This is a genomic window from Mycobacterium palustre, assembly GCF_002101785.1.
GTDB lineage: Bacteria > Actinomycetota > Actinomycetes > Mycobacteriales > Mycobacteriaceae > Mycobacterium > Mycobacterium palustre.
This window is the reverse complement of the sequence record NZ_LQPJ01000146.1, coordinates 1-21,252: the sequence shown is the minus strand read 5'-3', so window position 1 is coordinate 21,252 and position 21,252 is coordinate 1. Positions and strand designations below refer to the sequence as shown.

Sequence of the window (21,252 nt, the reverse complement as noted above, 5' to 3'; positions counted from 1 at the left end):
AAATCACACGCCGGCAGACGAACGGCCCGGGCCGTACGAGCCGATCACGGTGACATGCTTCGGCGTCGGCGGTTCACCCGCAACGGCTTTGGCGATCGCCTCCTGTACACCGCGCGCTGCGGCGATGCCCGGTAGCGGATTCTCGACTCCGTCGGCCAGTTCCAGGATCGCCCCGAATTCGGTGTCGCCCGGGCCTTGCCAGTAAGTCCACCGAATGCCCTCGGGCTGCCGCTCGTTCGCTGCGGCGAAGGCGACTTCAACGGCCTCCACGATGTCGTCGACGTGCTCGGGCACCACCTCGTACCGCACGATCAATGCCGGCATAGCAAGCTCCTTCGTCAGTCAGTCGATCATGTTGCTCCGACACACTTCTGACGTTTCGTGCCCGCCAAAGGTGACCCGCGGCGCCGCGTGACGCGGCGCTGTGCCCTGCCGAGTCAGACCAGCCAGGCCGCCGCGTCGGGGGGAAGCATTCCGTCGACCAGCGGCGCGCTGACCAGGATCGGCTCTCCCGGCGGCAAAACCAGCGGGCGGACACCGGCGTTCAGGGCGCACACCAGGCTGCCGCCGTTGCGCTCGAATATCACCGCGTCGCGGGGCGCGGCCAGCCATTCGAGCTCGCCGCCCTCGAATTCGGTTCGCTCCCTGCGCAATTGCAGCGCGCGGCGAAAGAACGACAGCGTCGAGTCAGGGTCGGCGCGCTGCTTGTCGACGGTCAGCGCCGCCCAGTCGGCCGGCATCGGCAACCAGGTGTCGGCGCTGCTGGAGAACCCGAACGGTGGCGCGTCACCCGACCAGGGAATCGGCACCCGGCACTTGTCGCGGCCGCGCTCGGTGTGTCCCGAGCGTTCCCACGTCGGGTCCTGCAGCACCTCGTCGGGCAGGTCCAACACGTCGGGCAGGCCCAGTTCCTCGCCGTTGTAGATGAACACGGCGCCCGGCAGCGCGAGCATCACCATGGCCATGGCCCGCGCCCGGCGCAGCCCGGTCGGCCCGTCGCCGTAGCGGGTGACCTCGCGGCCGACGTCGTGGTTGGACAAAGTCCAAGTGGGCGTGGCGTTTTCGATGGCCGTGGCGGCCAGCGAGTTGACGATCGCGTCATGGATTTCCCCGGCGTCGAAGTCGATCTGCGCGAGCCGGAAGTTGAAACCCAGGTGCAGCTCGTCGGGCCGCAGGTATTCCGCCCAGCGGGCGTTGTCGGTGACCCACACCTCGCCGACCGTGACCGCCCCGGGATAGCCGTCGACGACCGCGCGGATGCCGCGGTGGATTTCGTGCACGCTCGGGTGGTTGAAGCGGGGGTCGTTGTCGCTGTGGTGCAACACCTTGATCTCGCCCTCCGGGGCGTCGGGCAGGTCGGCGGGCTTGGCCATCCCGTGCGCGACGTCGATGCGGAAGCCGTCCACACCGCGCTCCAGCCAAAAACGGAGCGTCTTCTCGAAGTCGTCGAACACGTCCGGGTGCTCCCAGTTCAGGTCCGGTTGCTCCGCGTCGAACAGGTGCAGATACCACTGGCCGGGCTTGCCGTCGGGTTCGACGACCCGGGTCCAGGCCGGCCCGCCGAACACCGACGTCCAGTTGTTCGGCGGCAGCTCCCCGGCGGCCCCTCGCCCGTCGCGAAAGAAATACCGCGCCCTGGCGTCGGTCCCCGGCCCGGCGGCCAGCGCCGCCTGAAACCAGGGGTGTTGCGAACTGGTGTGATTGGGCACCACGTCCATGGTGATCTTGATGCCGCGCCGGTGCGCCGCGGCGATCAGCCGTTCGATCGCGGCCATCCCGCCGAACACCGGGTCGATGTCGCGCGGGTCGGCCACGTCGTAGCCATGATCGGCCATCGGCGAGACGGTCACCGGGTTGAGCCAGATGGCGTCGACGCCCAGGTACTGCAGGTGGTCCAAGCGGGCCGTCACGCCGTCCAGGTCGCCGACCCCGTCGCCGTTGCTGTCGGCGAACGACCGTGGGTAGACCTGGTAGAAGACCGCGCTCGACCACCACGGCTCGGGGCTCAATCTCGCTCCGTTCGAAATCAGAAGGTCGAATTGACCAGGGAGTGTGCGGCCATTTCAAGGTAGTCGAGCAGCTCGCGGCGGTGCTCGTCGTCGAGGGTCTGCGAGTCGATGGAGGCCACGGCGGTGTGCATGCACCGCAGCCAGGCGTCACGTTCGATGGGCGTGATCCGAAACGGCGCGTGCCGCATCCGCAGCCGCGGATGGCCGCGCCGCTCGGAGTACGTCCGCGGGCCGCCCCAGTACTGCTCGAGGAACATGCGCAGCCGCTCTTCGGCGCCGGCCAGGTCGTCGGCGGGGTAGAGCTCCCGCAAAATCTCGTCCTCGGGGACCTGCGCGTAAAAGCGCGACACGATCGCGTGGAAGGTCTCGGCCCCGCCGACGGCGTCGTAGAAGGACTGTTGCTGGGAATCCATCGCCTCCATTGTGGTGCATCGGTGCGGTAGGGCTACGAGACGGGGCTCGAGCGTTCGTGGGCGCTCCTGGTGTTCACCGGTTCGACACGGGGCGCACCTGCAATAAGGGTGCGTTTGGCGGCGAATCATGGTGGACTATCCGCGGAGGATCTATGGCGCATGGCAAGAGACGCCGCAGCCACCGCAGTTCGGTTGCCGCGGCAGGGTTAACCGGGCCCCCAACCGCGTCATCCCTGCATAGCGTCGAAACCCATCCGCCGACCCGGCACGACGGGGCCTCGATCTGGAGTCGCCGCCGGGTGCTGCTGCTGAATTCCACCTACGAGCCGCTGACCGCGCTGCCGATGCGGCGCGCCATCGTGATGGTGATCTGCGGCAAGGCCGACGTGGTCCACCACGACCCGGCCGGCCCGGTGATCCACTCGGCGACCAGCTCGATCGTGGTGCCGTCGGTGATCCAGCTGCGGAACTACGTCCGGGTCCCCTACCGCGCCCGCGTCCCGATGACCCGGGCCGCGCTCATGCACCGCGACCGCTTCAGCTGCGCCTACTGCGGGGCCAAGGCCGACACCGTCGACCATGTGGTGCCGCGCAGCCGCGGCGGCGACCACTCCTGGGAAAACTGCGTCGCCTGCTGCTCCACCTGCAACCATCGCAAGGGCGACAAGCTGCTCACCGAGCTGGGGTGGACGCTGCGCCGCGCGCCGCTGCCGCCGACGGGACAGCACTGGCGGCTGCTGTCGACGGTCAAGGAACTCGACCCGGCCTGGGCCCGCTACCTCGGCGAGGGCGCCGCCTAGGCCTGATTGGCCGGTGTCTCGCTGTGCCCCCGCATCGCCGGTGGGATACGGTTTGCGTCGTGAGCCTAACGGAGATTCACCTGTACTTCATCGGCATACCGCTGCTGCTGGTGGTCGTGCTGTCGGCGCTGATCTTGTCGCGCAAGGGGCCGCACCCGGCGACCTACACACTGGCGGAGAAGTGGACGCATCCGCCGATCCTGTGGGCCGCCACCGACGAGGACGTCGGCGGTGCGCACGGCGGGCACGGCGCCGCGGAGTTCTCGGTGGGAGGTGGCGCCAGTGGCACGTGGTGAGGTAGCGACGATCGAGCGCAGCGAGCTGCGCAAGGGCTCGGCGATCACGACCAGCGGCCGGATCTCGAGGGTCACCGAGCCCGGCGAGGTGTCGGTGCACTTCCCGTTCCCGATCAAGGACCTGGTCGCCATCGACGACGCGCTGAAGTACGGCTCGCGGGCGTCCCGGGCCCGGTTCGCCATCTACCTCGGCGACCTGGGCAGCGACACCGCGGCGCGGGCCCGCGAGATCCTGGCCCACGTCCCGACCCCGGACAACGCCGTGCTGCTCGCGGTCTCGCCCGACCAGCACGTCATCGAGGTGGTCTACGGCTCGCGCGTGCGGGGCCGCGGCGCCGAGTCGGCCGCTCCGCTGGGCGTGGCCGCCGCCGCTTCGGCGTTCGAGCAGGGCAACCTGGTCGACGGGCTGGTCAGCGCGATCCGCGTGCTGAGCTCCGGGATCTCCCCGGCCTAGTCGCCGCCGCCTCGCATCGAGACTGCGTCCAAAGCGCCGCAGGCGCTGAGCGCAGGCTCGATCAGGACGCGTCGAACTTGCGGGCCCGTAAGGCCCGCTTCACCCCTGCCTGGCCCTCGAGCACCAACCGGCGCAGGGCCGGCGGCACCTCCGGGTCGCTCAGGAACTCGTCGGCGGCCGCGATGCCGGAGTCGCTGATGTCGGTGTGCGGATACAGGCCAACCACCACCGTCTGGGCGACCTCGCTGGACCGCCGCGCCCACACCCCGGGTATCGCCTCGAAGTAGCGCGCGGTGAACGGCTTGAGCAGCTCGGCCTGCCCCGGCGCCGCGATGCCCGCGATGATCGCGCGGGCCGTGATGTTGGGCAGGGTGTCGTCCTCGACCACCGTGGTCCACGCCTGCTCCTTGACCTGCGGCTGCGGGCGCGCCGCCGCCGCCTGGGCGCCGTGTCGCTTGCCGGCGGCGGTCGGGTCGCGCTGCACCTCGGCGTCGATGAACGGCGTCTCGGGCCCGTCGGCGTCGACGTCGCCGGCGGTGGCCAGCGCGGTCACGATGCGCCAGCGCAGGTCGGTGTCGACTTCCAGGCCGGCCAGGCCCAGCTCGGCGGGATCGTGGTCGAGCAGGTCCGCCAGCGTCACGACGTGCCGGGTCGACAGCACCGACGAGCACAGTGCGTTGACGAAGGCCAGCTGGTGATCCGATCCGGGTTGCGCGGCGCGCGCCAATTCCAGCATCCGGTCGGCGAATTGGGGCCAGCCGTGTCCGCGGGCCCAGCCCTGCTCGGCGTAGGAGTTCAGCGCCGTCTGGGCCTGCAGCAGCAACCGCTGCGCCACCCCGACCTCCGATTCGGCCTGAACACCGCCGGAGACGAGCGCCACGAAGTCGCGCGCCCGCAGCTCGGCCTCGCGGGTCATTTCCCACGCCGCCGACCACACCAGCGTGCGGGGCAACGGCTCGGCGATGTCGGCGATCCGCTCCAGCGCGGTCCGCAGCGACTCGGGGTCCAGCCGCAGCGAACAGTAGGTCAGGTCGTCGTCGTTGACCAGGATCAGCTTTCCCCGCGAAACACCAACCAGCGCAGGAACTTCCGTTTCCGGTCCCTCGACGTCGAGTTCCTCGCGGTGCACCCGGACCAGCTTGCCGGCACCGCCGGAACCATCCTCGTCGTAGATGCCGACCGCCAACCGGTGCACGCGGGTCTCACCGGCGCCCGGGGCGGCGCCGCTCTGCGTCACCGCGAACCGGGTGAACCTGCCGTCCGCGTCGACGTCGAAATCGGCCCGAAGTGTGTTCAGCCCAGTGGTTTTCAACCACTGGGCGCCCCAGGTGGACAGGTCGCGCCCGGACGCCTTCTCCAGCGCTGCGAGTAGGTCGTCGAAGGTGGCGTTGGCGTAGGCGTGGGCGCGGAAGTAGTCGCGCAGCCCGGCCAGGAATTGCTCCAGCCCGACGTAGGCGACGAGCTGCTTGAGCACCGAGGCGCCCTTGACGTAGGTGATGCCGTCGAAGTTCACCTCGACGGCGGCGAGGTCGGGGATGTCGGCGGCGATCGGGTGCGTCGACGGCAGCTGGTCCTGGCGGTACGCCCAGGACTTCTCGACGTTGGCGAACGTCGTCCACGCCTCGGTGAATTCCGTTGCCTCGCTGAGGCACAGCACCGACGCGAAGGTCGCGAACGACTCGTTGAGCCACAGGTCGTCCCACCACGTCATCGTGACCAGGTCGCCGAACCACATGTGCGCCATCTCGTGCAGCACGGTCTCGGCGCGCCGCTCGTAGGAGGCCCGGGTCACCTTGCTGCGGAAGACGTAGTCCTCGAGGAAGGTCACCGCGCCGGCGTTTTCCATTGCGCCGGCGTTGAACTCGGGGACGAACAGCTGATCGTACTTGCCGAACGCGTAGGGCACCCCGAAGTTCTTGTGGTAAAAGCCGAATCCCTGCTTGGTCTCGGTGAACAACCGCTCGGCGTCCATGTGCTGGGCCAGCGACGCCCGGCAGTAGATGGCCAGCGGGATCTCGCCGTGCTCGTCGACGTAGGAGTCCTTCCACCGGGCGTAGGGGCCGGCGATCAGGGCGACCAGGTACGTGCTCATCCTCGGCGTGGTGGCAAAGGTGTGCACCCCGTCCTCGATCGAGACGGTCGCGCCGTTGGAGATCACCTTCCAGTGCGCGGGCGCGACGACGCGCACGTCGAACGTGGCCTTGAGGTCGGGCTGGTCGAAGCAGGCGAACATCCGCTTGGCGTCGGCGGTTTCGAATTGCGAATACAGGTAGGTCTCGTCGTCGACCGGGTCGACGAAGCGATGCAATCCCTCGCCGGTGTTGGAGTAACGGCAATCGGCGTCGACGACGACGACGTTGCGCTTGTCGAGCCCGCTCAGCGGGATGCCGACCGATTCGTCGTAGCCGGACACGTCGAGGTCGCGCCCGTTGAGGCTGGCGCTGCGAATGGTGTCGGCGGCGATGTCGATGACCGTGTCGGCGCCGGGCAGGGCGTCGAACACCACGGTGGTAGTGGAGCGGAAGGTTCGCTCGCCGGGCGCACCCGAGCCGTCGGTGACGTCCAGGCTGATCTGGTAGCTCTGGACGGTGATCAGCGCGGCGCGCTCGACGGCCTGGTCCCGGGTGAGGTTAGGAAGGGCCACGTGTCCAACTTAAACGTGTCGGTGAATTCGAGGTAACCCGTGCGGCGGGGCGGGAACAGCCTCGCGATGACTACGGTTGTGCTGGACGGTGTTCTGACCGTCCCTAACCGTGCAGGAGAGGACCGCTGCGATGTCCGAGAAGGCCACGAAAAACCAAGCCGACTTCTGGTTCGACCCGCTGTGCCCGTGGTGTTGGATCACGTCGCGCTGGATCCTCGAAGTGGAAAAGGTCCGCGACATCGAGGTGCACTTCCACGTCATGAGCCTGGCCATCCTCAACGAAAACCGCGAGGGCCTTTCCGACAAGTACCGCGAGATGATGAAGCACGCGTGGGGCCCGGTGCGGGTGGCGATCGCCGCCGAGCAGGCCCACGGCGCCGAGGTGTTGAGCCCGCTCTACACCGCGATGGGCACCCGGATCCACAACGAGGACAACAAGAACCTCGAGGAGGTCATCAAGCTGTCGCTGGCCGACGCCGGCCTGCCGGCCGAGCTCGCCGAGGCCGCGCACAGCGAGGCCTACGACGACGCGCTGCGCAAGAGCCACCATGCGGGGATGGACGCCGTCGGCGACGACGTCGGCACGCCGACCATCCACGTCAACGGGGTGGCGTTCTTCGGGCCGGTGCTCTCGAAAATCCCGCGCGGCGAGGAAGCGGGCAAGCTGTGGGACGCCTCGGTGACCTTCGCGTCCTACCCGCACTTCTTCGAACTCAAGCGGACCCGCACCGAAAAGCCCGAATTCGACTGAGTAGGTCGGGCGGCGACCCGCTGCGCCCGGCTTCGCCGCGCTGGCGATCGCCGCGGGTCGGTCGGGCGGCGACCCGCTGCGCCCGGGTTGGCCGCGCTGGCGATCGCCGCGGGTCGATCGGGCCCGGCATGCAAAGATGTCGGGCATGCGCGTCTACCTCGGTTCTGACCACGCCGGATTCGAGCTCAAGCAACAGATCATCGAGCACCTCAAAGCGTCCGGGCACGAGCCGATCGACTGCGGCGCCTTCAGCTACGACGCCGAGGACGACTACCCGGCGTTTTGCATCGCCGCCGCCACCCGCACGGTGGCCGACCCCGACAGCCTGGGCATCGTGCTGGGCGGGTCGGGCAACGGCGAGCAGATCGCGGCCAACAAGGTGCCCGGGGCCCGGTGCGCGCTGGCGTGGAGTGTGGAGACGGCGACATTGGCCCGCGAACACAACGACGCCCAGCTGATCGGGATCGGCGGTCGCATGCACACCGTCCCGGAGGCGCTGGCGATCGTGGACGCGTTTTTGAATGCGCAATGGTCGAAAGCCGAACGCCACCAACGGCGTATCGACATCCTCGCCGAATACGAACGCACCCACCAAGCGCCACCGGTGCCCGGCGCGCCGAATTAGGAGGGGCCGAAGCGTTGCCCGAAGGGCATACCCTGCACCGGCTGGCCCGGTTGCATCAGCGCCGATTCGGCGGCGCACCGGTCGCGGTGTCCAGCCCGCAGGGCCGCTTCGCGGCCGACGTGGTGGACGGCCGGGTGCTGCAGCGGACCAGCGCCTGGGGCAAGCACCTGTTCCATCACTACGCCGGCGGCCCGATCGTGCACGTGCACCTGGGTCTGTACGGCGCCTTCACCGAATGGGCGACGCCCCGGGGCGCCGACGGCGCCGCGCTCCCAGAAGCGGTCGGGCAGGTGCGGATGCGGATGGTGGGCGGCGGCTACGGCACCGACCTGCGCGGCCCGACGGTGTGCGAAGTGATCGACGAAGGTCAGGTCAGCGACGTGCTGGCCAGGCTTGGCCCCGACCCGCTGCGCGCCGACGCCGACCCGTCGTGGGCGTGGGCCCGAATCACCAAGTCCCGCAGGCCGATTGGGGCTCTGCTGATGGACCAGACCGTCATCGCCGGTGTCGGCAACGTGTACCGCAACGAGTTGCTGTTCCGCCACGGGATCGACCCCTTGCGGCCCGGCCGCGGGATCGGCGAGGCCGAGTTCGACGCGATGTGGACCGACCTGGTGGCGCTGATGAAGGTGGGCTTGCGTCGCGGCAAGATCATCGTGGTCCGGCCCGAGCACGACCACGGGCCGCCGTCGTACCTGCCGGGCCGGCCCCGCACCTACGTCTACCGGCGTCCCGGTGAGGCGTGCCGGGTGTGTGGCGGGCCGATCGGCACCGCGGTGCTCGAGGGCCGAAACCTGTTCTGGTGCCCCGCCTGCCAGAAGTGACGAAGCTCACCGCCGGCGCCGTGGTCGAAAGCGCAGGTGGGCGGGCCGGTAGCGCGACTTTCAGGAAACTGCCAGGAAGAAACGCTGGCGTCTACTGTTTAACCGGCGCCACCGCGAGGTATTGGTAGCCCTCGTGAAAACTCATCCACGTTTGATTGCAACGATATTCGCGATATTCATCGGTCTGGGCCTGGCGGGCCTGGGCGCCGCGACCGAGGCTCAGGCGCAGCCCGGCCCGCTCCCGCAGTGGTGTCCGGGAGACTTCTGGGACCCGGGCTGGGGCGATAACTGGGACCTCGGGCACTGCCATGACAACTGGCGCGGGCCCGGCCCGAACCCACATCCCGAGCCGTTCCGCGGGCCCGGGGGACCGGGTGGACCCGGGGGCCCCGGCTGGGACCATCGCTGACCCGTCACTTCCAAGCAACCGCACCCCGCTGTCGGCGGGGTGCGGTTTACGTGGTGGCCCGCTCGATGACGCCCAGCGCGGCGTAGACCTCGTTGCTGAGGGCGACGCTGCGCGGGTCGGCGTTGGCCTTGGTGGCGTCGAAGCGGTTCATCACGTAGGCGTAGCCGATCCGGTGCTCGAGGTCGACGAAGCCGAACGAGCCGCCCAGCCCGCCGTGGCCGAAGATCTTGGGGTTTGGGCCGTTGACGCAGCGCTGGTTGAGCATGTAGCCCAGACCCCACCCGTGGTCGGCGACGCGAGGCCCCAGCACCAGGTCTGGCTCGAAGCCGCCCTGCGACACCCGGACCAACTCCATGTGCTTCCGGCTGAGCAGCTTCTCCTGCGCGAGCGCGTTGTAGAAGGTCGCCAATCCCAGCGCCGACACCTGCCCGTTGGTGCCGGGAAACTCCAGCGCTCGCCACAGCTGTAGATCGTGGGACCCCAGCTCGTCGTCGGGGGCGAACCCCATCGAGATCGACAGCGCCGCCTTGGGGTGCTCGGCCAGGCTGGTCGGGTAGCCGGGGGCGTCCACCTCGGCCAACAGGTCGCGGGCGTGCGGCTTGTTGACCCGCTCGGCGCAGCGGCGCTGCTCGGCCGGCGGCAGGCCGATGTGCACGTCGACGCCCAGCGGTTCGGCGATCTCGCTGCGCAGGTACTGGCCGATCGTTCGGCCGGTGACCCGGCGGAACACCTCACCGAGGATGAAGCCGAACGTCGTCATGTGGTAGCCCTGGGCGGTGCCGGGCTCCCACCACGGTTCGGCGGCCGCCAGCTGCGTGCAGACAAAGTCCCAGTCGGCGACCTGCTCCCAGCTCATCCGGGTGCGCGGGCCGATGACGCCGGAGCGGTGGCCCATCACCATCGCCAGCGTGATGTCTTGCTTGCCGGCCTGGCCGAACTCGGGCCAGTAGCGTGCCACCGGGGCGTGCAGGTCCAGCTCGCCGCGGTCGGCGAGTTGGTGGACGCAGGTGGCCGACAGCCCTTTGGTGCCCGAGAGCACCGTCGTGAGGGTGTTCTGCTGCCAGGGCCGGGTGCGCGCCGCGTCGGCCCAGCCGCCCCACAGGTTGACGACCAGCTCGCCGTCCACCCACACGGCGACCGCCGCGCCGACCTCCTGGCGCAGCACGAAGTTGCGCTCAAACGCGTCGCGCACTCCTACGAAGTCCGACGCGCATGAGCCCTTGATTTGGACGTCGCTCATGGCGCCTTTCTGTCGAGTAGAACGTGTCCGAGCGGGCGACGGGAATCGAACCCGCGTCGCTAGTTTGGAAGACTAGGGCTCTACCATTGAGCTACGCCCGCAAGTTTTAGTCGAGCGAGACTGTATCTGGCGACGAACATCAAATCTAATCGAAGCGGTTTTGTGATCGCGTCGTGAGGTCTCGAGCTCGCCCCGCAGCCGGTGGCCAACCTGGTGATCACGGGCCGTAGGATCGCGAGGTCAGCGCGGGGTGTAGCGCAGCTTGGTAGCGCATCCGCTTTGGGAGCGGAAGGCCGCAGGTTCAAATCCTGTCACCCCGACCAGCGCCACCCGCCCCGCGCCGCGAACGCGGCCACACCGACCATCGAGGAGCACCACCGTGAAGAGCAGCGTCGAGCAGTTGAGCCCCACCCGGGTGCGGATCAACGTGGAGGTGCCGTTCACCGAACTGGAACCCGATTTCCAGCGCGCCTACAAGGAGCTGGCCAAGCAGGTGCGGCTGCCCGGCTTCCGGCCCGGCAAGGCCCCCGCCAAGCTGCTCGAGGCCCGGTTCGGCCGGGAGGCGATGCTCGACCAGGTCGTCAGCGAGGCGCTGCCGGCCCGGTACGGGCAGGCGGTGGTGGAGTCCGAGGTCCAGCCGCTCGGCCAGCCCAGCATCGAGGTCACCAAGAAGGAGTACGGCCAGGAACTGGCGTTCACCGCCGAGGTCGACGTCCGTCCCAAGCTCACCCTCCCCGACCTAGGCGAGCTGAAGGTCACCGTGGACCCGGTCGAGGTCCGCGACGAGGACGTCGACGCCGAGCTGGAATCGCTGCGCGCCCGGTTCGCCTCCCTGGAAGAGGTGGACCGCCCGGTGGAGCAGGGCGACTTTCTCACCATCGACCTGTCGGCAACCGTCGGCGGCGAGGACGTGCCGAACGCGCGCGCCGAGGGGCTGTCCTACGAGGTCGGCTCGGGCCGGCTCATCGCCGGACTCGACGACGCGGTGGTGGGGCTCTCCGTCGACGAGTCCAAGGAATTCACCGCGAAGATGGCGGCCGGCGAACACGCCGGCGAAGACGCCCAGGTCACCGTCACCGTCAGGTCGATCAAGGCGCGCAAGCTCGAGGAGCTCAACGACGAATTCGCCCAAATGGCAAGCGAATTCGACACCATCGACGAACTGCGCTCCAACCTGCGCGACCAGGTGGGTCAGGCCAAGCGCGCCCAGCAGGCGCAGCAGATCCGCGACGCCACCATCGAGGCGCTCCTCGAGCGCGTCGAGGTGCCGCTGCCGGAGGCGGTCGTCAAGGCCCAGGTCGACGGCGCGGTCCACAATGCGCTGCACAGCTTCGACCACGACGAGGCCAAGTTCGCCGAGGCCCTGCGGGCGCAAGGCCAGTCGCGCCAGCAGTTCGAGGTCGACGCGCACAACGCCGCGGAGACAGAGGTCAAGAAGCAACTGCTGCTCGACGCGCTGGCCGACGAGCTCGACGTGCAGGTCGGCCAGGACGACCTGACCGAGCGGCTGGTGGCGACGTCGCGGCAGTACGGCATCGAGCCGCAGCAGCTGTTCGGCTATCTGCAGGAGAACAACCAGCTGCCGGCCATGTTCGCCGACGTGCGGCGCAGCCTGGCCATCGCCGCCGCGGTGCGGGCGGCCACCGTCACCGACTCCGAGGGCAACACGATCGACACGAGCGAGTTCTTCGGCAATCGGGCTTCGGAGGCTGAGGAGGCCGACAATCGGGCTTCGGAGGCTGACGATGCCGAGCCGGTAGGCGAGGCTGAGGAGGCCGACGCGGCCGACGCCGACGCGACCGACAAAACCGACGAAGCCGGAGGCGACGCGGAACCGACCGAGTCTTGACGCTGTGAGCGAACGCGCCCATTCCAGGGGGTGCGTGGCCGCCCGACAGCGGGCTCGGTTGGTTAGGGTCGGTGCATAGAAGAACTCGAGAAAGCAGGTAACCCAGTCGTGACTGACATGCGTGTGCCCTCGCAGGGTCTCACCCTTACGGACTCGGTCTACGAGCGCTTGCTCTCCGAGCGCATCATCTTCCTCGGCTCGGAGGTCAACGACGAGGTCGCCAACCGGCTGTGCGCTCAGATCCTGCTGCTCGCCGCCGAGGACACCGACAAGGACATCTCCCTATACATCAACTCCCCGGGTGGATCGATCAGCGCCGGGATGGCGATCTACGACACCATGGTCCTGGCGCCGTGCGACATCGCCACCTACGCGATGGGCATGGCCGCCTCCATGGGTGAATTCCTGCTCGCCGCCGGCACCAAGGGCAAGCGCTATGCGCTGCCGCATGCCCGCATCCTGATGCACCAGCCGCTGGGCGGCGTGACCGGCAGCGCGGCCGACATCGCCATCCAGGCCGAGCAGTTCACCGTCATCAAGAAGGAGATGTTCCGGCTCAACGCCGAATTCACCGGGCAGCCGATCGAACGCATCGAGGCGGACTCCGACCGCGACCGTTGGTTCACCGCCCAGGAAGCCCTGGAATACGGCTTCGTCGACCACATCATCACCCGCGCCGCCACCATCACCAACGGAGAAGCCCAGTGAGTCCCCTCAATCCCCACACCCAGCCCCAGGCGCGGTACATCCTGCCGTCGTTCATCGAGCACTCGAGCTTCGGCGTCAAGGAGTCCAACCCCTACAACAAGCTGTTCGAGGAACGCATCATCTTCCTCGGCGTGCAGGTCGACGACGCGTCGGCGAACGACATCATGGCCCAGCTGCTGGTGCTCGAGTCGCTCGACCCCGACCGCGACATCACCATGTACATCAACTCGCCCGGTGGCGGATTCACCTCGCTGATGGCGATCTACGACACCATGCAGTACGTGCGCGCCGACATCCAGACGGTGTGCCTGGGCCAGGCCGCGTCGGCGGCGGCGGTGCTGCTGGCCGCCGGCACGCCCGGGAAGCGGATGGCGCTGCCCAACGCGCGGGTGCTGATCCACCAGCCGTCGCTGTCCGGGGTGATCCAGGGCCAGTTCTCCGACCTGGAAATCCAGGCCGCCGAGATCGAGCGGATGCGCACCCTGATGGAGACGACGCTGGCCCGCCACACCGGCAAGGATGCCTCGGTCATCCGCAAGGACACCGACCGCGACAAGATCCTGACCGCCGAAGAGGCCAAGGACTACGGGATCATCGACACGGTTCTCGAGTACCGCAAGCTTTCGGCGCAAACCGCCTGACACCTACAGGCTCGGTGCAAGCGCCGTCGCCACTTCGGCGATGTCGGCCGGCCCTACGCGGCAGCATCCCCCGACGATGCGCGCCCCGGCGGCGACCCACTGCCTCGCCAGTCGGGCTCGAAACCGCGACGGCCCGGTCCACGCCCGCCCATCCCACCGCTCGCCGCTGTTGGGATAGGCGATCACCGGCTTGCCGACGGCGCGGGCCGTCTCGACCGCGGGCAGCACGTCGTCGGGCGCGCAGCAGTTGACGCCGATCGCCACGATCTGCGAAACCCCGGCGGCCACCGCGAACGCCTCCGCGAGCGACTGTCCGGCGCGGGTCTGGGCCCCGGCGATCGTGTAGCTCAGCCAGGCCGGCACCCCGACCGACCGAACGAGGTCGACCAGCGCCTCGGCCTCGTCGACGTCGGGCACCGTCTCGAGCGCGAGCACGTCCGCGCCGGCGCCGGCGAGGATCTCCAGCCGGGGCCGGTGCCACCGCTTCAGCGCGGCAATCGAAAGCCCGTAGCGCCCACGGTATTCGGACCCGTCGGCCAGCGCCGCACCGTACGGGCCGATCGAAGCCGCGACGCGCAGCGCGTCGTCGCCGGCCTCGGCGCGCGCCGCCTTGGCCAGCTCGACGCTGCGGCGCAGCAGCCCGGCCGCGTCGTCCCGGCCGATCCCGCGGGCCGCGAAGCCCTCGAACGACGCCTGGTAGCTGGCCGTCGTCGCGATCCTGGCGCCGGCGCGAAAGTAGGCGGCATGCACGGCGACGATCTGCCGCGGATCGTCGGCCAGCAGCCTGGCCGACCACAGCGGATCGGACAGGTCATGGCCGCGCGCCTCCAGCTCGGTTGCCAGGCCGCCGTCGCTGATCAGCGCGGATTCGCCGCCCGGAACCCATCCCACCCCGCCACTGTAGGGTTGTTGCCTGGTGGTCTGCGTCGGTCGAGTTACGACCGCGACACGCCAAAGACACGGAATGCGCGTCTCGGCGAGTGACAGGCGCCGTCTGCCTATATGTTTCATCCAGACGAAACGGCATGTAATCCACGAATATCAACGACGCGATTCGGTGTTAACGGTCGCATCGGGCCCAAGCAAGCGGGTAGCGTCGGGGATTACATGCGGCACAGCTATACGAACGGCGACAAGGAAGTAGGCCCTCAGCAACATGGCGCGCATCGGAGACGGCGGTGACCTGCTGAAGTGCTCGTTCTGCGGGAAGAGCCAAAAGCAGGTCAAGAAACTCATTGCTGGACCCGGTGTCTACATCTGCGATGAGTGCATCGATCTCTGCAACGAGATCATCGAAGAGGAGCTCGCCGACGCCGACGACGTCAAGCTTGATGAACTGCCCAAGCCGGCCGAGATCCGCGAATTCCTCGAGGGATACGTCATCGGCCAGGACACCGCCAAGCGGACGCTGGCCGTCGCGGTCTACAACCACTACAAGCGCATCCAGGCCGGCGAAAAGGGCCGCGACTCCCGCTCCGAGCCGGTCGAGCTGACCAAGTCGAACATCTTGATGCTCGGCCCCACCGGCTGCGGCAAGACCTACCTCGCGCAGACGCTGGCCAAGATGCTCAACGTGCCGTTCGCCATCGCCGACGCCACCGCGCTCACCGAGGCCGGCTATGTCGGCGAGGACGTCGAGAACATTTTGCTCAAGCTCATCCAGGCCGCCGACTACGACGTCAAGCGCGCCGAGACCGGGATCATCTACATCGACGAGGTCGACAAGATCGCCCGCAAGAGCGAGAACCCGTCGATCACCCGTGACGTCTCGGGCGAGGGCGTCCAGCAGGCGCTGCTGAAGATCCTCGAGGGCACCCAGGCCTCGGTCCCGCCGCAGGGCGGCCGCAAGCACCCGCACCAAGAGTTCATCCAGATCGACACCACCAACGTGTTGTTCATCGTCGCGGGGGCGTTCGCCGGGCTGGAGAAGATCATCTACGAGCGCGTCGGCAAGCGCGGCCTGGGCTTCGGCGCGGAGGTCCGCTCCAAGGCCGAGATCGACACCACCGACCACTTCGCCGAAGTGATGCCCGAGGACCTGATCAAGTACGGCCTGATTCCCGAGTTCATCGGCCGGCTCCCCGTGGTCGCCTCGGTCACCAACTTGGACATGGAGTCGTTGGTCAAGATCTTGTCCGAGCCGAAGAACGCTCTGGTCAAGCAGTACACCCGGCTGTTCGAGATGGACGGCGTGGAGCTGGAGTTCACCGACGACGCGCTGGAGGCCATCGCCGAGCAGGCGATCCACCGCGGCACCGGCGCTCGCGGCCTGCGGGCGATCATGGAAGAGGTGCTGCTGCCGGTGATGTACGACATCCCGAGCCGCGACGACGTCGCCAAGGTCGTGGTGACCAAGGAGACCGTGCAGGACAACGTGCTGCCGACGATCGTGCCGCGCAAGCCGTCGCGCAGCGAGCGCCGCGACAAGAGCGCCTAACCACTCGGCGATGACGGCGGCACTGCCGCCTGTCGCTTCGGCGAGCCCTGCCGAGGTTCCGCGGCCCGGTGGCGCGCGGGTTTAAGACGGTCGGGCCCCTGGACGTGACCAATAACACAGTTTGGTGTTTTCCGCGCCGCGATCGGGCCCTGACTACGGGTTTTTACAATAATTCCGCCACATGTAATGCCACCGAGACGCTCATATAACCCTTAGAGAAGTGCCATACTTGGTACTACTAGTGACACACAAGCTCGCGGGCGCGGGAGTCGCCTAATCGGCGCGTAACCTAAAGCTCCAGCGGAGTGCCTATCCGGTTAACGAATTAGGAAGGCGGAGACGTGGATCCGATCGGCAGCGGAGCCGGCTCTGATTCTCACAATGGCTCCTCTGGCAACGGGGCACCCTCGCACAACGGAGCCGAACGCCAGCGCCTGGAACAGGTCGTCATTCGATTCGCCGGGGACTCCGGCGACGGCATGCAGCTGACCGGCGACCGGTTCACCTCCGAGGCGGCGCTTTTCGGCAACGACCTGGCCACCCAGCCGAACTATCCCGCCGAGATCCGCGCCCCCGCAGGCACATTGCCCGGGGTCTCGTCCTTCCAGATCCAGATCGCCGACTACGACATCCTGACCGCCGGCGACCGCCCGGACGTTTTGGTCGCCATGAACCCGGCGGCGCTGAAGGCCAACATCGGTGACTTGCCGCGCGGCGGCATGGTGATCGCCAATTCCGACGAGTTCACCAAGCGCAACCTGACCAAGGTGGGCTACGTCACCAACCCGCTGGAGTCCGACGAGCTGGACGACTACGTCGTGCATTCGGTGGCCATGACCACGCTTACGCTCGGTGCCGTCGAGTCGATCGGCGCATCGAAGAAGGACGGCCAGCGCGCCAAAAACATGTTCGCCCTTGGCCTTCTGTCGTGGATGTACGGGCGACCCATCGAAACCAGCGAGCGGTTCATCCGCGAGAAGTTCGCCCGCAAGCCCGAGATCGCCGAGGCCAACGTGCTGGCGCTCAAGGCGGGCTGGAACTACGGCGAAACGACCGAGGCCTTCGGCACCACCTACGAGGTGTCGCGGGCGACCCTGCCCGCCGGCGAATACCGCCAGGTCTCCGGCAACACCGCGCTGGCCTACGGCATCGTCGCGGCCGGTCAGCTGGCCAACCTGCAGGTGGTGCTCGGTAGCTACCCGATCACGCCGGCCTCCGACATCCTGCACGAGCTGTCCAAGCACAAGAACTTCAACGTCATCACCTTCCAGGCCGAGGACGAGATCGGCGGCATCTGCGCGGCGATCGGGGCTTCCTACGGCGGCGCCCTCGGGGTCACCAGCACGTCCGGACCCGGCATTTCGCTGAAGTCGGAGGCGCTCGGCCTCGCGGTCATGACGGAGCTGCCGTTGCTGGTCATCGACGTGCAGCGGGGCGGCCCGTCGACGGGGCTGCCCACCAAGACCGAGCAGGCCGACCTGCTGCAGGCGCTGTATGGCCGCAACGGGGAATCGCCGGTGGCGGTGCTGGCGCCGCGCTCGCCGTCCGACTGCTTCGAGACCGCGCTGGAGGCCGCGCGCATCGCGGTGTCCTACCACACCCCGGTGATCGTGCTGTCCGACGGCGCGATCGCCAACGGCTCCGAGCCGTGGCGCATCCCGGACGTCGAAACGCTGCGGCCCATCAAGCACCCGTTCGCGAAGGCGGACGAACCGTTCCAGCCGTACAACCGCGACCCCGAAACCCTGGCCCGCCAGTTCGCGATCCCGGGCACACCCGGGCTCGAACACCGCATCGGCGGGCTGGAAGCGGCGAACGGCTCCGGCAACATCTCCTACGAGCCGGTCAACCACGACCTGATGGTCCGGCTGCGCCAGGCCAAGATCGACGGCATCGAGGTGCCCGACCTGCAGGTCGACGATCCGACCGGGGACGCCGAGCTGCTGCTGATCGGGTGGGGCAGCTCGTACGGCCCGATCGGGGAAGCGTGCCGGCGGGCGCGCCGCAAGGGCATCAAGGTCGCCCACGCCCACCTGCGCTACCTCAGCCCGTTCCCGGCGAACCTCGGCGACGTGCTGCGGCGCTACCCGCAGGTGGTGTGCCCCGAGATGAACCTCGGGCAGCTGGCGCTGCTGCTGCGCGGCAAGTACCTGGTCGACGTGCAATCCGTCACCAAGGTCCAGGGTGTGGCGTTCCTCGCCGACGAGATCGGGCGCCTCATCCGCGCCGCCCTCGGCGGGACGCTGGCCGAAATCGAGCAAGACAAGGTGATGGTCGCCCGGATGGCGGCGGCAACGGTTGGAGCGGGAGCTATCGAATGACCGACCTGGTAGGCAACTTGGTAGGTACGGACCTGGACGTGACTTCGAGGTTGACCAAGAACGACGGCGTGCCCGCTTTGTCTCCTGAGGACCAGCCGCAGAAGGCCAAGGACTTCACCAGCGACCAGGAGGTGCGTTGGTGCCCGGGCTGCGGTGACTACGTCATCCTCAACACCATCCGCAACTTCCTGCCGGAGCTGGGCCTGCGCCGCGAGAACATCGTCTTCATCAGCGGCATCGGCTGCTCCAGCCGGTTCCCGTACTACCTGGAGACCTACGGGTTCCACTCGATCCACGGCCGCGCGCCGGCCATCGCGACCGGGCTGGCGCTGGCCCGCGAGGACCTGTCGGTGTGGGTTGTCACCGGCGACGGCGACGCGCTGTCGATCGGCGGCAATCACCTGATCCACGCGCTGCGCCGCAACGTCAACATCACCATCCTGCTGTTCAACAACCGGATCTACGGGCTGACCAAGGGCCAGTACTCGCCGACGTCGGAGGTCGGCAAGATCACCAAGTCGACGCCGATGGGGTCGCTGGACCAGCCGTTCAACCCGGTGTCGCTGGCGCTGGGCGCGGAGGCGACATTCGTCGGGCGCGCCCTGGATTCCGACCGCGCCGGCCTGACCGAGGTGCTGCGCGCCGCCGCTGAGCACCGGGGCGCCGCGGTGGTCGAAATCCTGCAGGACTGCCCGATTTTCAACGACGGCTCGTTCGACGCGCTGCGCAAGGAGGGCGCCGAGGAGCGGGTGATCAGGGTCCACCACGGCGAGCCAATCGTGTTCGGCGCCAACGGCGAATTCTGCGTGGTCAAGTCGGGGTTCAGCCTGGAGGTGGCCAAGACCGCCGACGTGGCCGTCGAGGAAATCGTGGTGCACGACGCGCACGCGGACGAGTCGGCCTACGCGTTCGCGCTGTCGCGGCTGTCCGACCAGAACCTCGACCACACGGTGTTGGGCATCTTCCGCGACATCAAGCGGCCCACCTACGACGACGCGGCCCGCTCGCAGGTCCGCGCCGCCCGGTCGTCCAAGCCGTTCGACTCCGCCGCCCTGCAGTCGCTGTTGCGCGGGCGCGACACCTGGACCGTCGACTGACGTGGCCGAGCTCAAGCCCGACGCAGTGTCACTGGCCGGGGTGATCCTCGCGGGTGGCGAATCGCGGCGCATGGGCCGCGACAAGGCCACGCTGCCCGGACCCGGCGGGGCCGCCACCATGGTCGAGTACGTCGTCGGCATCGTCGGGCAGCGCTGCGAGCCGGTGTTCGTCGTGGCCGCCCCCGGACAACCGTTGCCCGCCTTGAACGCTCGCATCGTGCGTGACGAGGTGCGGGGCCTGGGGCCGTTGCCCGCGGCCGGGAGGGGACTGCGCGCGGCCGGGGAGGCGGGCGCGAAGTTCGCTTTCGTCGGCGCCGTCGACATGCCGTTGCTCAAGCCCGAATTGATCGACGATCTGGTCCGCCTCGCGGTGGAGACCAACGCCGAGGTGGTGTTGCCGTGGGACGGTCGCAGCCACTACCTGGCGGCGGTGTACCGCACCGATCTGGCGGACCGGATCCAGGCGCTGGTGGCCGCCGGCGAGCGCAGGATGAGCGCCCTGATCGACGCCTCCGATGCCCAGCAGATCGTCCTGCCGGATTCGCGGTCGCTGGCAAACGTCAACACGGAAGCCGAACTACGCGCGCTCGTGAAGCCCGGCGTCTGAATTCGGCGCAAAGCGGTTTATGGCTTTTATTTAGAAGCTTTACGCGATCAATTGCGCGGCGACTTCGACCATTCTTTTTGCCGTAAATCAATTGCGATCGCGTAATTGCTCGCTCGGCGCCCCGCCTTCCGATCGATTTCGGATTCGGTTGCCCCGGCGGTGATTTCGGCATCGTCGCGATTCGCCGGTGCGGCCGTGCGGTCCGTTTCGGCCGATCCGTCCGCAGCGGCCACCGACGGACGAATTCGCTTGAGGTATAAGGCGGTCGGCACGCGCGGTCCAAGCGACGCCACGGGCGGGCCCGGCATGAGCCTTCCGGAAGCCGTTGCGTCACAACGAGTTCAGCGTCGCGGCGCCCCGAGTACCGTAACGGCGTGTCGCACGTCACTTCGACGGCACTTGCTGTAGCATGCGCGGACCCTCGCGCGCCCCGCGGCGCGCTGTTTCGTGCCCGTCGCGGCGCCTGCGCGCCACCCAAACGTGTTCCAGTTCACAATATCTGCGTGATTCGGGTCACGGTTTGAGAGAAATCCTCGCGGCCGCACGCGCGGCGAAAACGCGCGGTTGACCTGGAAAAATGGCGGCGCGATCGCGGCGTGATCGGCTCGTAATCGAAACGAGATATCCGAAATCCCGAGATGACGAATGCGATCCGTTTTCGTACGGTCCCTGGTAGCCCGAAACGGGTTAACGGAGAAGTAATCGAAAAATTGAATCCACGGACCCGCGTGCGAGCGGGGTTGCGGGCGGCGTAGGCCGCGCCGCGGCCAGGGGCAGTGCCCCGCCGGGCAGATCCAGACTGAGCCCGCCGCTGTCGTGCCTGAACGAGACGGCACGTTCCAAGCAGCTATTCCGCAGCAATCAAGCATCCCAGCCCACCGCCGTGGGCTTGCTTTGGCGCGCGCGCACCGCGAAAGGAAGAAATTTGAAGAACGTCCGCAAGACGCTCATCCTCGCCGCGATCACAGGAACGCTGGTGACGGTGCCATCCGCCACGGCCAGCGCGGAGCCGATGGGCATTGACCCGAACGTTTCCCCGATCGGTGCCCCCGACCTGCCCCCGCCACCGGCTCCGGACGCCCCGCCGGCGGCGCCCGTGGGCTTCGACCCCAACGCTGCGCCGCCGG

General features: G+C 68.2%; 21 protein-coding genes, 2 tRNA genes and 1 pseudogene. 16 read left to right on the top strand and 8 right to left on the bottom strand.

The window, feature by feature from the left end; all coding sequences use genetic code 11:
* Window positions 1-3: 3 nt before the first annotated feature.
* From AWC19_RS26370 to glbO, 3 genes are all read right to left on the bottom strand, one after another.
* Window positions 4-324 (bottom strand): hypothetical protein, encoded by a 321-nt coding sequence (locus AWC19_RS26370; RefSeq protein WP_085081032.1) that lies wholly within the window; start codon window positions 322-324, stop codon window positions 4-6.
* A gap of 113 nt (window positions 325-437) precedes the next feature.
* Window positions 438-2,030, bottom strand: a complete 1,593-nt coding sequence (locus AWC19_RS26365; protein ID WP_372508686.1) for a glycoside hydrolase family 13 protein — start codon at window positions 2,028-2,030, stop codon at window positions 438-440.
* Window positions 2,027-2,422 carry a group 2 truncated hemoglobin GlbO gene (gene glbO / locus AWC19_RS26360; RefSeq protein WP_085081049.1) on the bottom strand — a complete coding sequence of 132 codons (396 nt, stop codon included), beginning with the start codon at window positions 2,420-2,422 and terminating at the stop codon, window positions 2,027-2,029. The genes AWC19_RS26365 and glbO overlap by 4 nt, the downstream gene beginning before the upstream one ends.
* A 152-nt stretch (window positions 2,423-2,574) precedes the next feature.
* On the opposite strand from glbO, the gene AWC19_RS26355 reads away from it, so the two are divergent.
* From AWC19_RS26355 to AWC19_RS26345, 3 genes are read left to right on the top strand one after another with little or no spacing between them, the layout of a single operon-like run.
* On the top strand, window positions 2,575-3,222 hold the full coding sequence (locus AWC19_RS26355; protein WP_085081030.1) for an HNH endonuclease: 648 nt from the start codon (window positions 2,575-2,577) through the stop codon (window positions 3,220-3,222).
* A gap of 59 nt (window positions 3,223-3,281) precedes the next feature.
* Complete coding sequence (ctaJ, locus tag AWC19_RS26350; RefSeq protein WP_085081029.1) at window positions 3,282-3,518, top strand: aa3-type cytochrome oxidase subunit CtaJ; 237 nt, start codon at window positions 3,282-3,284, stop codon at window positions 3,516-3,518.
* Entirely contained in the window at window positions 3,505-3,972 is a 468-nt protein-coding gene (locus AWC19_RS26345; protein WP_085081028.1) for a DUF5130 domain-containing protein, read from the top strand. The genes ctaJ and AWC19_RS26345 overlap by 14 nt, the downstream gene beginning before the upstream one ends.
* Before the next feature lie 61 nt (window positions 3,973-4,033).
* Here the strand turns inward: AWC19_RS26345 and pepN are convergent, their stop codons facing one another.
* A complete protein-coding gene (pepN, locus tag AWC19_RS26340) occupies window positions 4,034-6,616 on the bottom strand; it encodes an aminopeptidase N (RefSeq protein WP_085081027.1) in 2,583 nt (860 codons plus the stop codon).
* A 130-nt stretch (window positions 6,617-6,746) separates the two neighbouring features.
* Here pepN and AWC19_RS26335 point away from each other — a divergent pair, with 130 nt between their 5' ends.
* The 4 genes from AWC19_RS26335 to AWC19_RS26320 all read left to right on the top strand — a co-directional run bounded on the left by AWC19_RS26335 (window position 6,747) and on the right by AWC19_RS26320 (window position 9,225).
* On the top strand, window positions 6,747-7,367 hold the full coding sequence (locus tag AWC19_RS26335) for a mycothiol-dependent nitroreductase Rv2466c family protein (RefSeq protein ID WP_085081026.1): 621 nt from the start codon (window positions 6,747-6,749) through the stop codon (window positions 7,365-7,367).
* Between the two features lie 145 nt (window positions 7,368-7,512).
* The gene (locus AWC19_RS26330; protein WP_085081048.1) at window positions 7,513-7,992 is read left to right on the top strand and encodes a ribose-5-phosphate isomerase; all 480 of its coding nucleotides are present in this window, start codon (window positions 7,513-7,515) and stop codon (window positions 7,990-7,992) included.
* 14 nt (window positions 7,993-8,006) lie between these two features.
* Window positions 8,007-8,816: an Fpg/Nei family DNA glycosylase gene (locus tag AWC19_RS26325; RefSeq protein ID WP_085081025.1), complete on the top strand. Its 810-nt coding sequence runs from the start codon at window positions 8,007-8,009 to the stop codon at window positions 8,814-8,816.
* 151 nt (window positions 8,817-8,967) lie between these two features.
* On the top strand, window positions 8,968-9,225 hold the full coding sequence (locus AWC19_RS26320; RefSeq protein ID WP_169718153.1) for an Mtp family mycobacterial-type pilin: 258 nt from the start codon (window positions 8,968-8,970) through the stop codon (window positions 9,223-9,225).
* Between the two features lie 46 nt (window positions 9,226-9,271).
* On the opposite strand, the gene AWC19_RS26315 is transcribed toward AWC19_RS26320, so the two are convergent.
* Together AWC19_RS26315 and AWC19_RS26310 are read right to left on the bottom strand one after the other, a co-directional pair.
* Window positions 9,272-10,465: a serine hydrolase domain-containing protein gene (locus tag AWC19_RS26315; protein WP_085081023.1), complete on the bottom strand. Its 1,194-nt coding sequence runs from the start codon at window positions 10,463-10,465 to the stop codon at window positions 9,272-9,274.
* Between the two features lie 30 nt (window positions 10,466-10,495).
* Window positions 10,496-10,566, bottom strand: a tRNA-Gly gene (locus AWC19_RS26310).
* Window positions 10,567-10,711: 145 nt separating this feature from the next.
* Here AWC19_RS26310 and AWC19_RS26305 point away from each other — a divergent pair.
* From AWC19_RS26305 to clpP2, 4 genes are all read left to right on the top strand, one after another.
* Window positions 10,712-10,788: transfer RNA gene (locus AWC19_RS26305), tRNA-Pro, on the top strand.
* Window positions 10,789-10,844: 56 nt separating this feature from the next.
* Complete coding sequence (tig, locus tag AWC19_RS26300) at window positions 10,845-12,314, top strand: trigger factor (protein WP_085081022.1); 1,470 nt, start codon at window positions 10,845-10,847, stop codon at window positions 12,312-12,314.
* Window positions 12,315-12,431: 117 nt separating this feature from the next.
* Window positions 12,432-13,022, top strand: a complete 591-nt coding sequence (locus AWC19_RS26295; protein ID WP_085081021.1) for an ATP-dependent Clp protease proteolytic subunit — start codon at window positions 12,432-12,434, stop codon at window positions 13,020-13,022.
* Entirely contained in the window at window positions 13,019-13,663 is a 645-nt protein-coding gene (clpP2, locus tag AWC19_RS26290; protein WP_085081020.1) for an ATP-dependent CLP protease proteolytic subunit ClpP2, read from the top strand. The genes AWC19_RS26295 and clpP2 overlap by 4 nt, the downstream gene beginning before the upstream one ends.
* Before the next feature lie 3 nt (window positions 13,664-13,666).
* Here the strand turns inward: clpP2 and mmuM are convergent, their stop codons facing one another.
* Window positions 13,667-14,554 (bottom strand): homocysteine S-methyltransferase, encoded by an 888-nt coding sequence (mmuM, locus tag AWC19_RS26285; RefSeq protein ID WP_245849352.1) that lies wholly within the window; start codon window positions 14,552-14,554, stop codon window positions 13,667-13,669.
* A gap of 265 nt (window positions 14,555-14,819) precedes the next feature.
* On the opposite strand from mmuM, the gene clpX reads away from it, so the two are divergent.
* From clpX to mobA, 4 genes are all read left to right on the top strand, one after another.
* A complete protein-coding gene (clpX, locus tag AWC19_RS26280) occupies window positions 14,820-16,100 on the top strand; it encodes an ATP-dependent Clp protease ATP-binding subunit ClpX (RefSeq protein WP_085081018.1) in 1,281 nt (426 codons plus the stop codon).
* A gap of 341 nt (window positions 16,101-16,441) precedes the next feature.
* Complete coding sequence (locus AWC19_RS26275) at window positions 16,442-18,421, top strand: 2-oxoacid:acceptor oxidoreductase subunit alpha (RefSeq protein WP_085081017.1); 1,980 nt, start codon at window positions 16,442-16,444, stop codon at window positions 18,419-18,421.
* Entirely contained in the window at window positions 18,418-19,518 is a 1,101-nt protein-coding gene (locus tag AWC19_RS26270) for a 2-oxoacid:ferredoxin oxidoreductase subunit beta (RefSeq protein ID WP_085081016.1), read from the top strand. The genes AWC19_RS26275 and AWC19_RS26270 overlap by 4 nt, the downstream gene beginning before the upstream one ends.
* Window position 19,519: 1 nt before the next feature.
* On the top strand, window positions 19,520-20,125 hold the full coding sequence (mobA, locus tag AWC19_RS26265) for a molybdenum cofactor guanylyltransferase (RefSeq protein WP_085081015.1): 606 nt from the start codon (window positions 19,520-19,522) through the stop codon (window positions 20,123-20,125).
* A 47-nt stretch (window positions 20,126-20,172) separates the two neighbouring features.
* Here the strand turns inward: mobA and AWC19_RS26260 are convergent, their stop codons facing one another.
* Window positions 20,173-20,433 (bottom strand): hypothetical protein, encoded by a 261-nt coding sequence (locus tag AWC19_RS26260; protein WP_085081014.1) that lies wholly within the window; start codon window positions 20,431-20,433, stop codon window positions 20,173-20,175.
* Between the two features lie 617 nt (window positions 20,434-21,050).
* Here AWC19_RS26260 and AWC19_RS30185 point away from each other — a divergent pair.
* Window positions 21,051-21,252 (top strand): annotated as a pseudogene (locus AWC19_RS30185) (transglycosylase family protein); the annotation flags it as partial.

What these genes read in the sequence shown, in the direction of transcription:
- AWC19_RS26370 (WP_085081032.1), bottom strand. Translation starts at nt 324, where the DNA reads ATGCCGGCATTGATCGTGCGGTACGAGGTGGTGCCCGAGCACGTCGAC.
- glbO (WP_085081049.1), bottom strand. Translation starts at nt 2,422, where the DNA reads ATGGATTCCCAGCAACAGTCCTTCTACGACGCCGTCGGCGGGGCCGAG.
- AWC19_RS26355 (WP_085081030.1), top strand. Translation starts at nt 2,575, where the DNA reads ATGGCGCATGGCAAGAGACGCCGCAGCCACCGCAGTTCGGTTGCCGCG.
- AWC19_RS26335 (WP_085081026.1), top strand. Translation starts at nt 6,747, where the DNA reads ATGTCCGAGAAGGCCACGAAAAACCAAGCCGACTTCTGGTTCGACCCG.
- AWC19_RS26330 (WP_085081048.1), top strand. Translation starts at nt 7,513, where the DNA reads ATGCGCGTCTACCTCGGTTCTGACCACGCCGGATTCGAGCTCAAGCAA.
- AWC19_RS26315 (WP_085081023.1), bottom strand. Translation starts at nt 10,465, where the DNA reads ATGAGCGACGTCCAAATCAAGGGCTCATGCGCGTCGGACTTCGTAGGA.
- AWC19_RS26295 (WP_085081021.1), top strand. Translation starts at nt 12,432, where the DNA reads ATGCGTGTGCCCTCGCAGGGTCTCACCCTTACGGACTCGGTCTACGAG.
- clpX (WP_085081018.1), top strand. Translation starts at nt 14,820, where the DNA reads ATGGCGCGCATCGGAGACGGCGGTGACCTGCTGAAGTGCTCGTTCTGC.
- AWC19_RS26270 (WP_085081016.1), top strand. Translation starts at nt 18,418, where the DNA reads ATGACCGACCTGGTAGGCAACTTGGTAGGTACGGACCTGGACGTGACT.
- AWC19_RS26260 (WP_085081014.1), bottom strand. Translation starts at nt 20,433, where the DNA reads ATGCCGGGCCCGCCCGTGGCGTCGCTTGGACCGCGCGTGCCGACCGCC.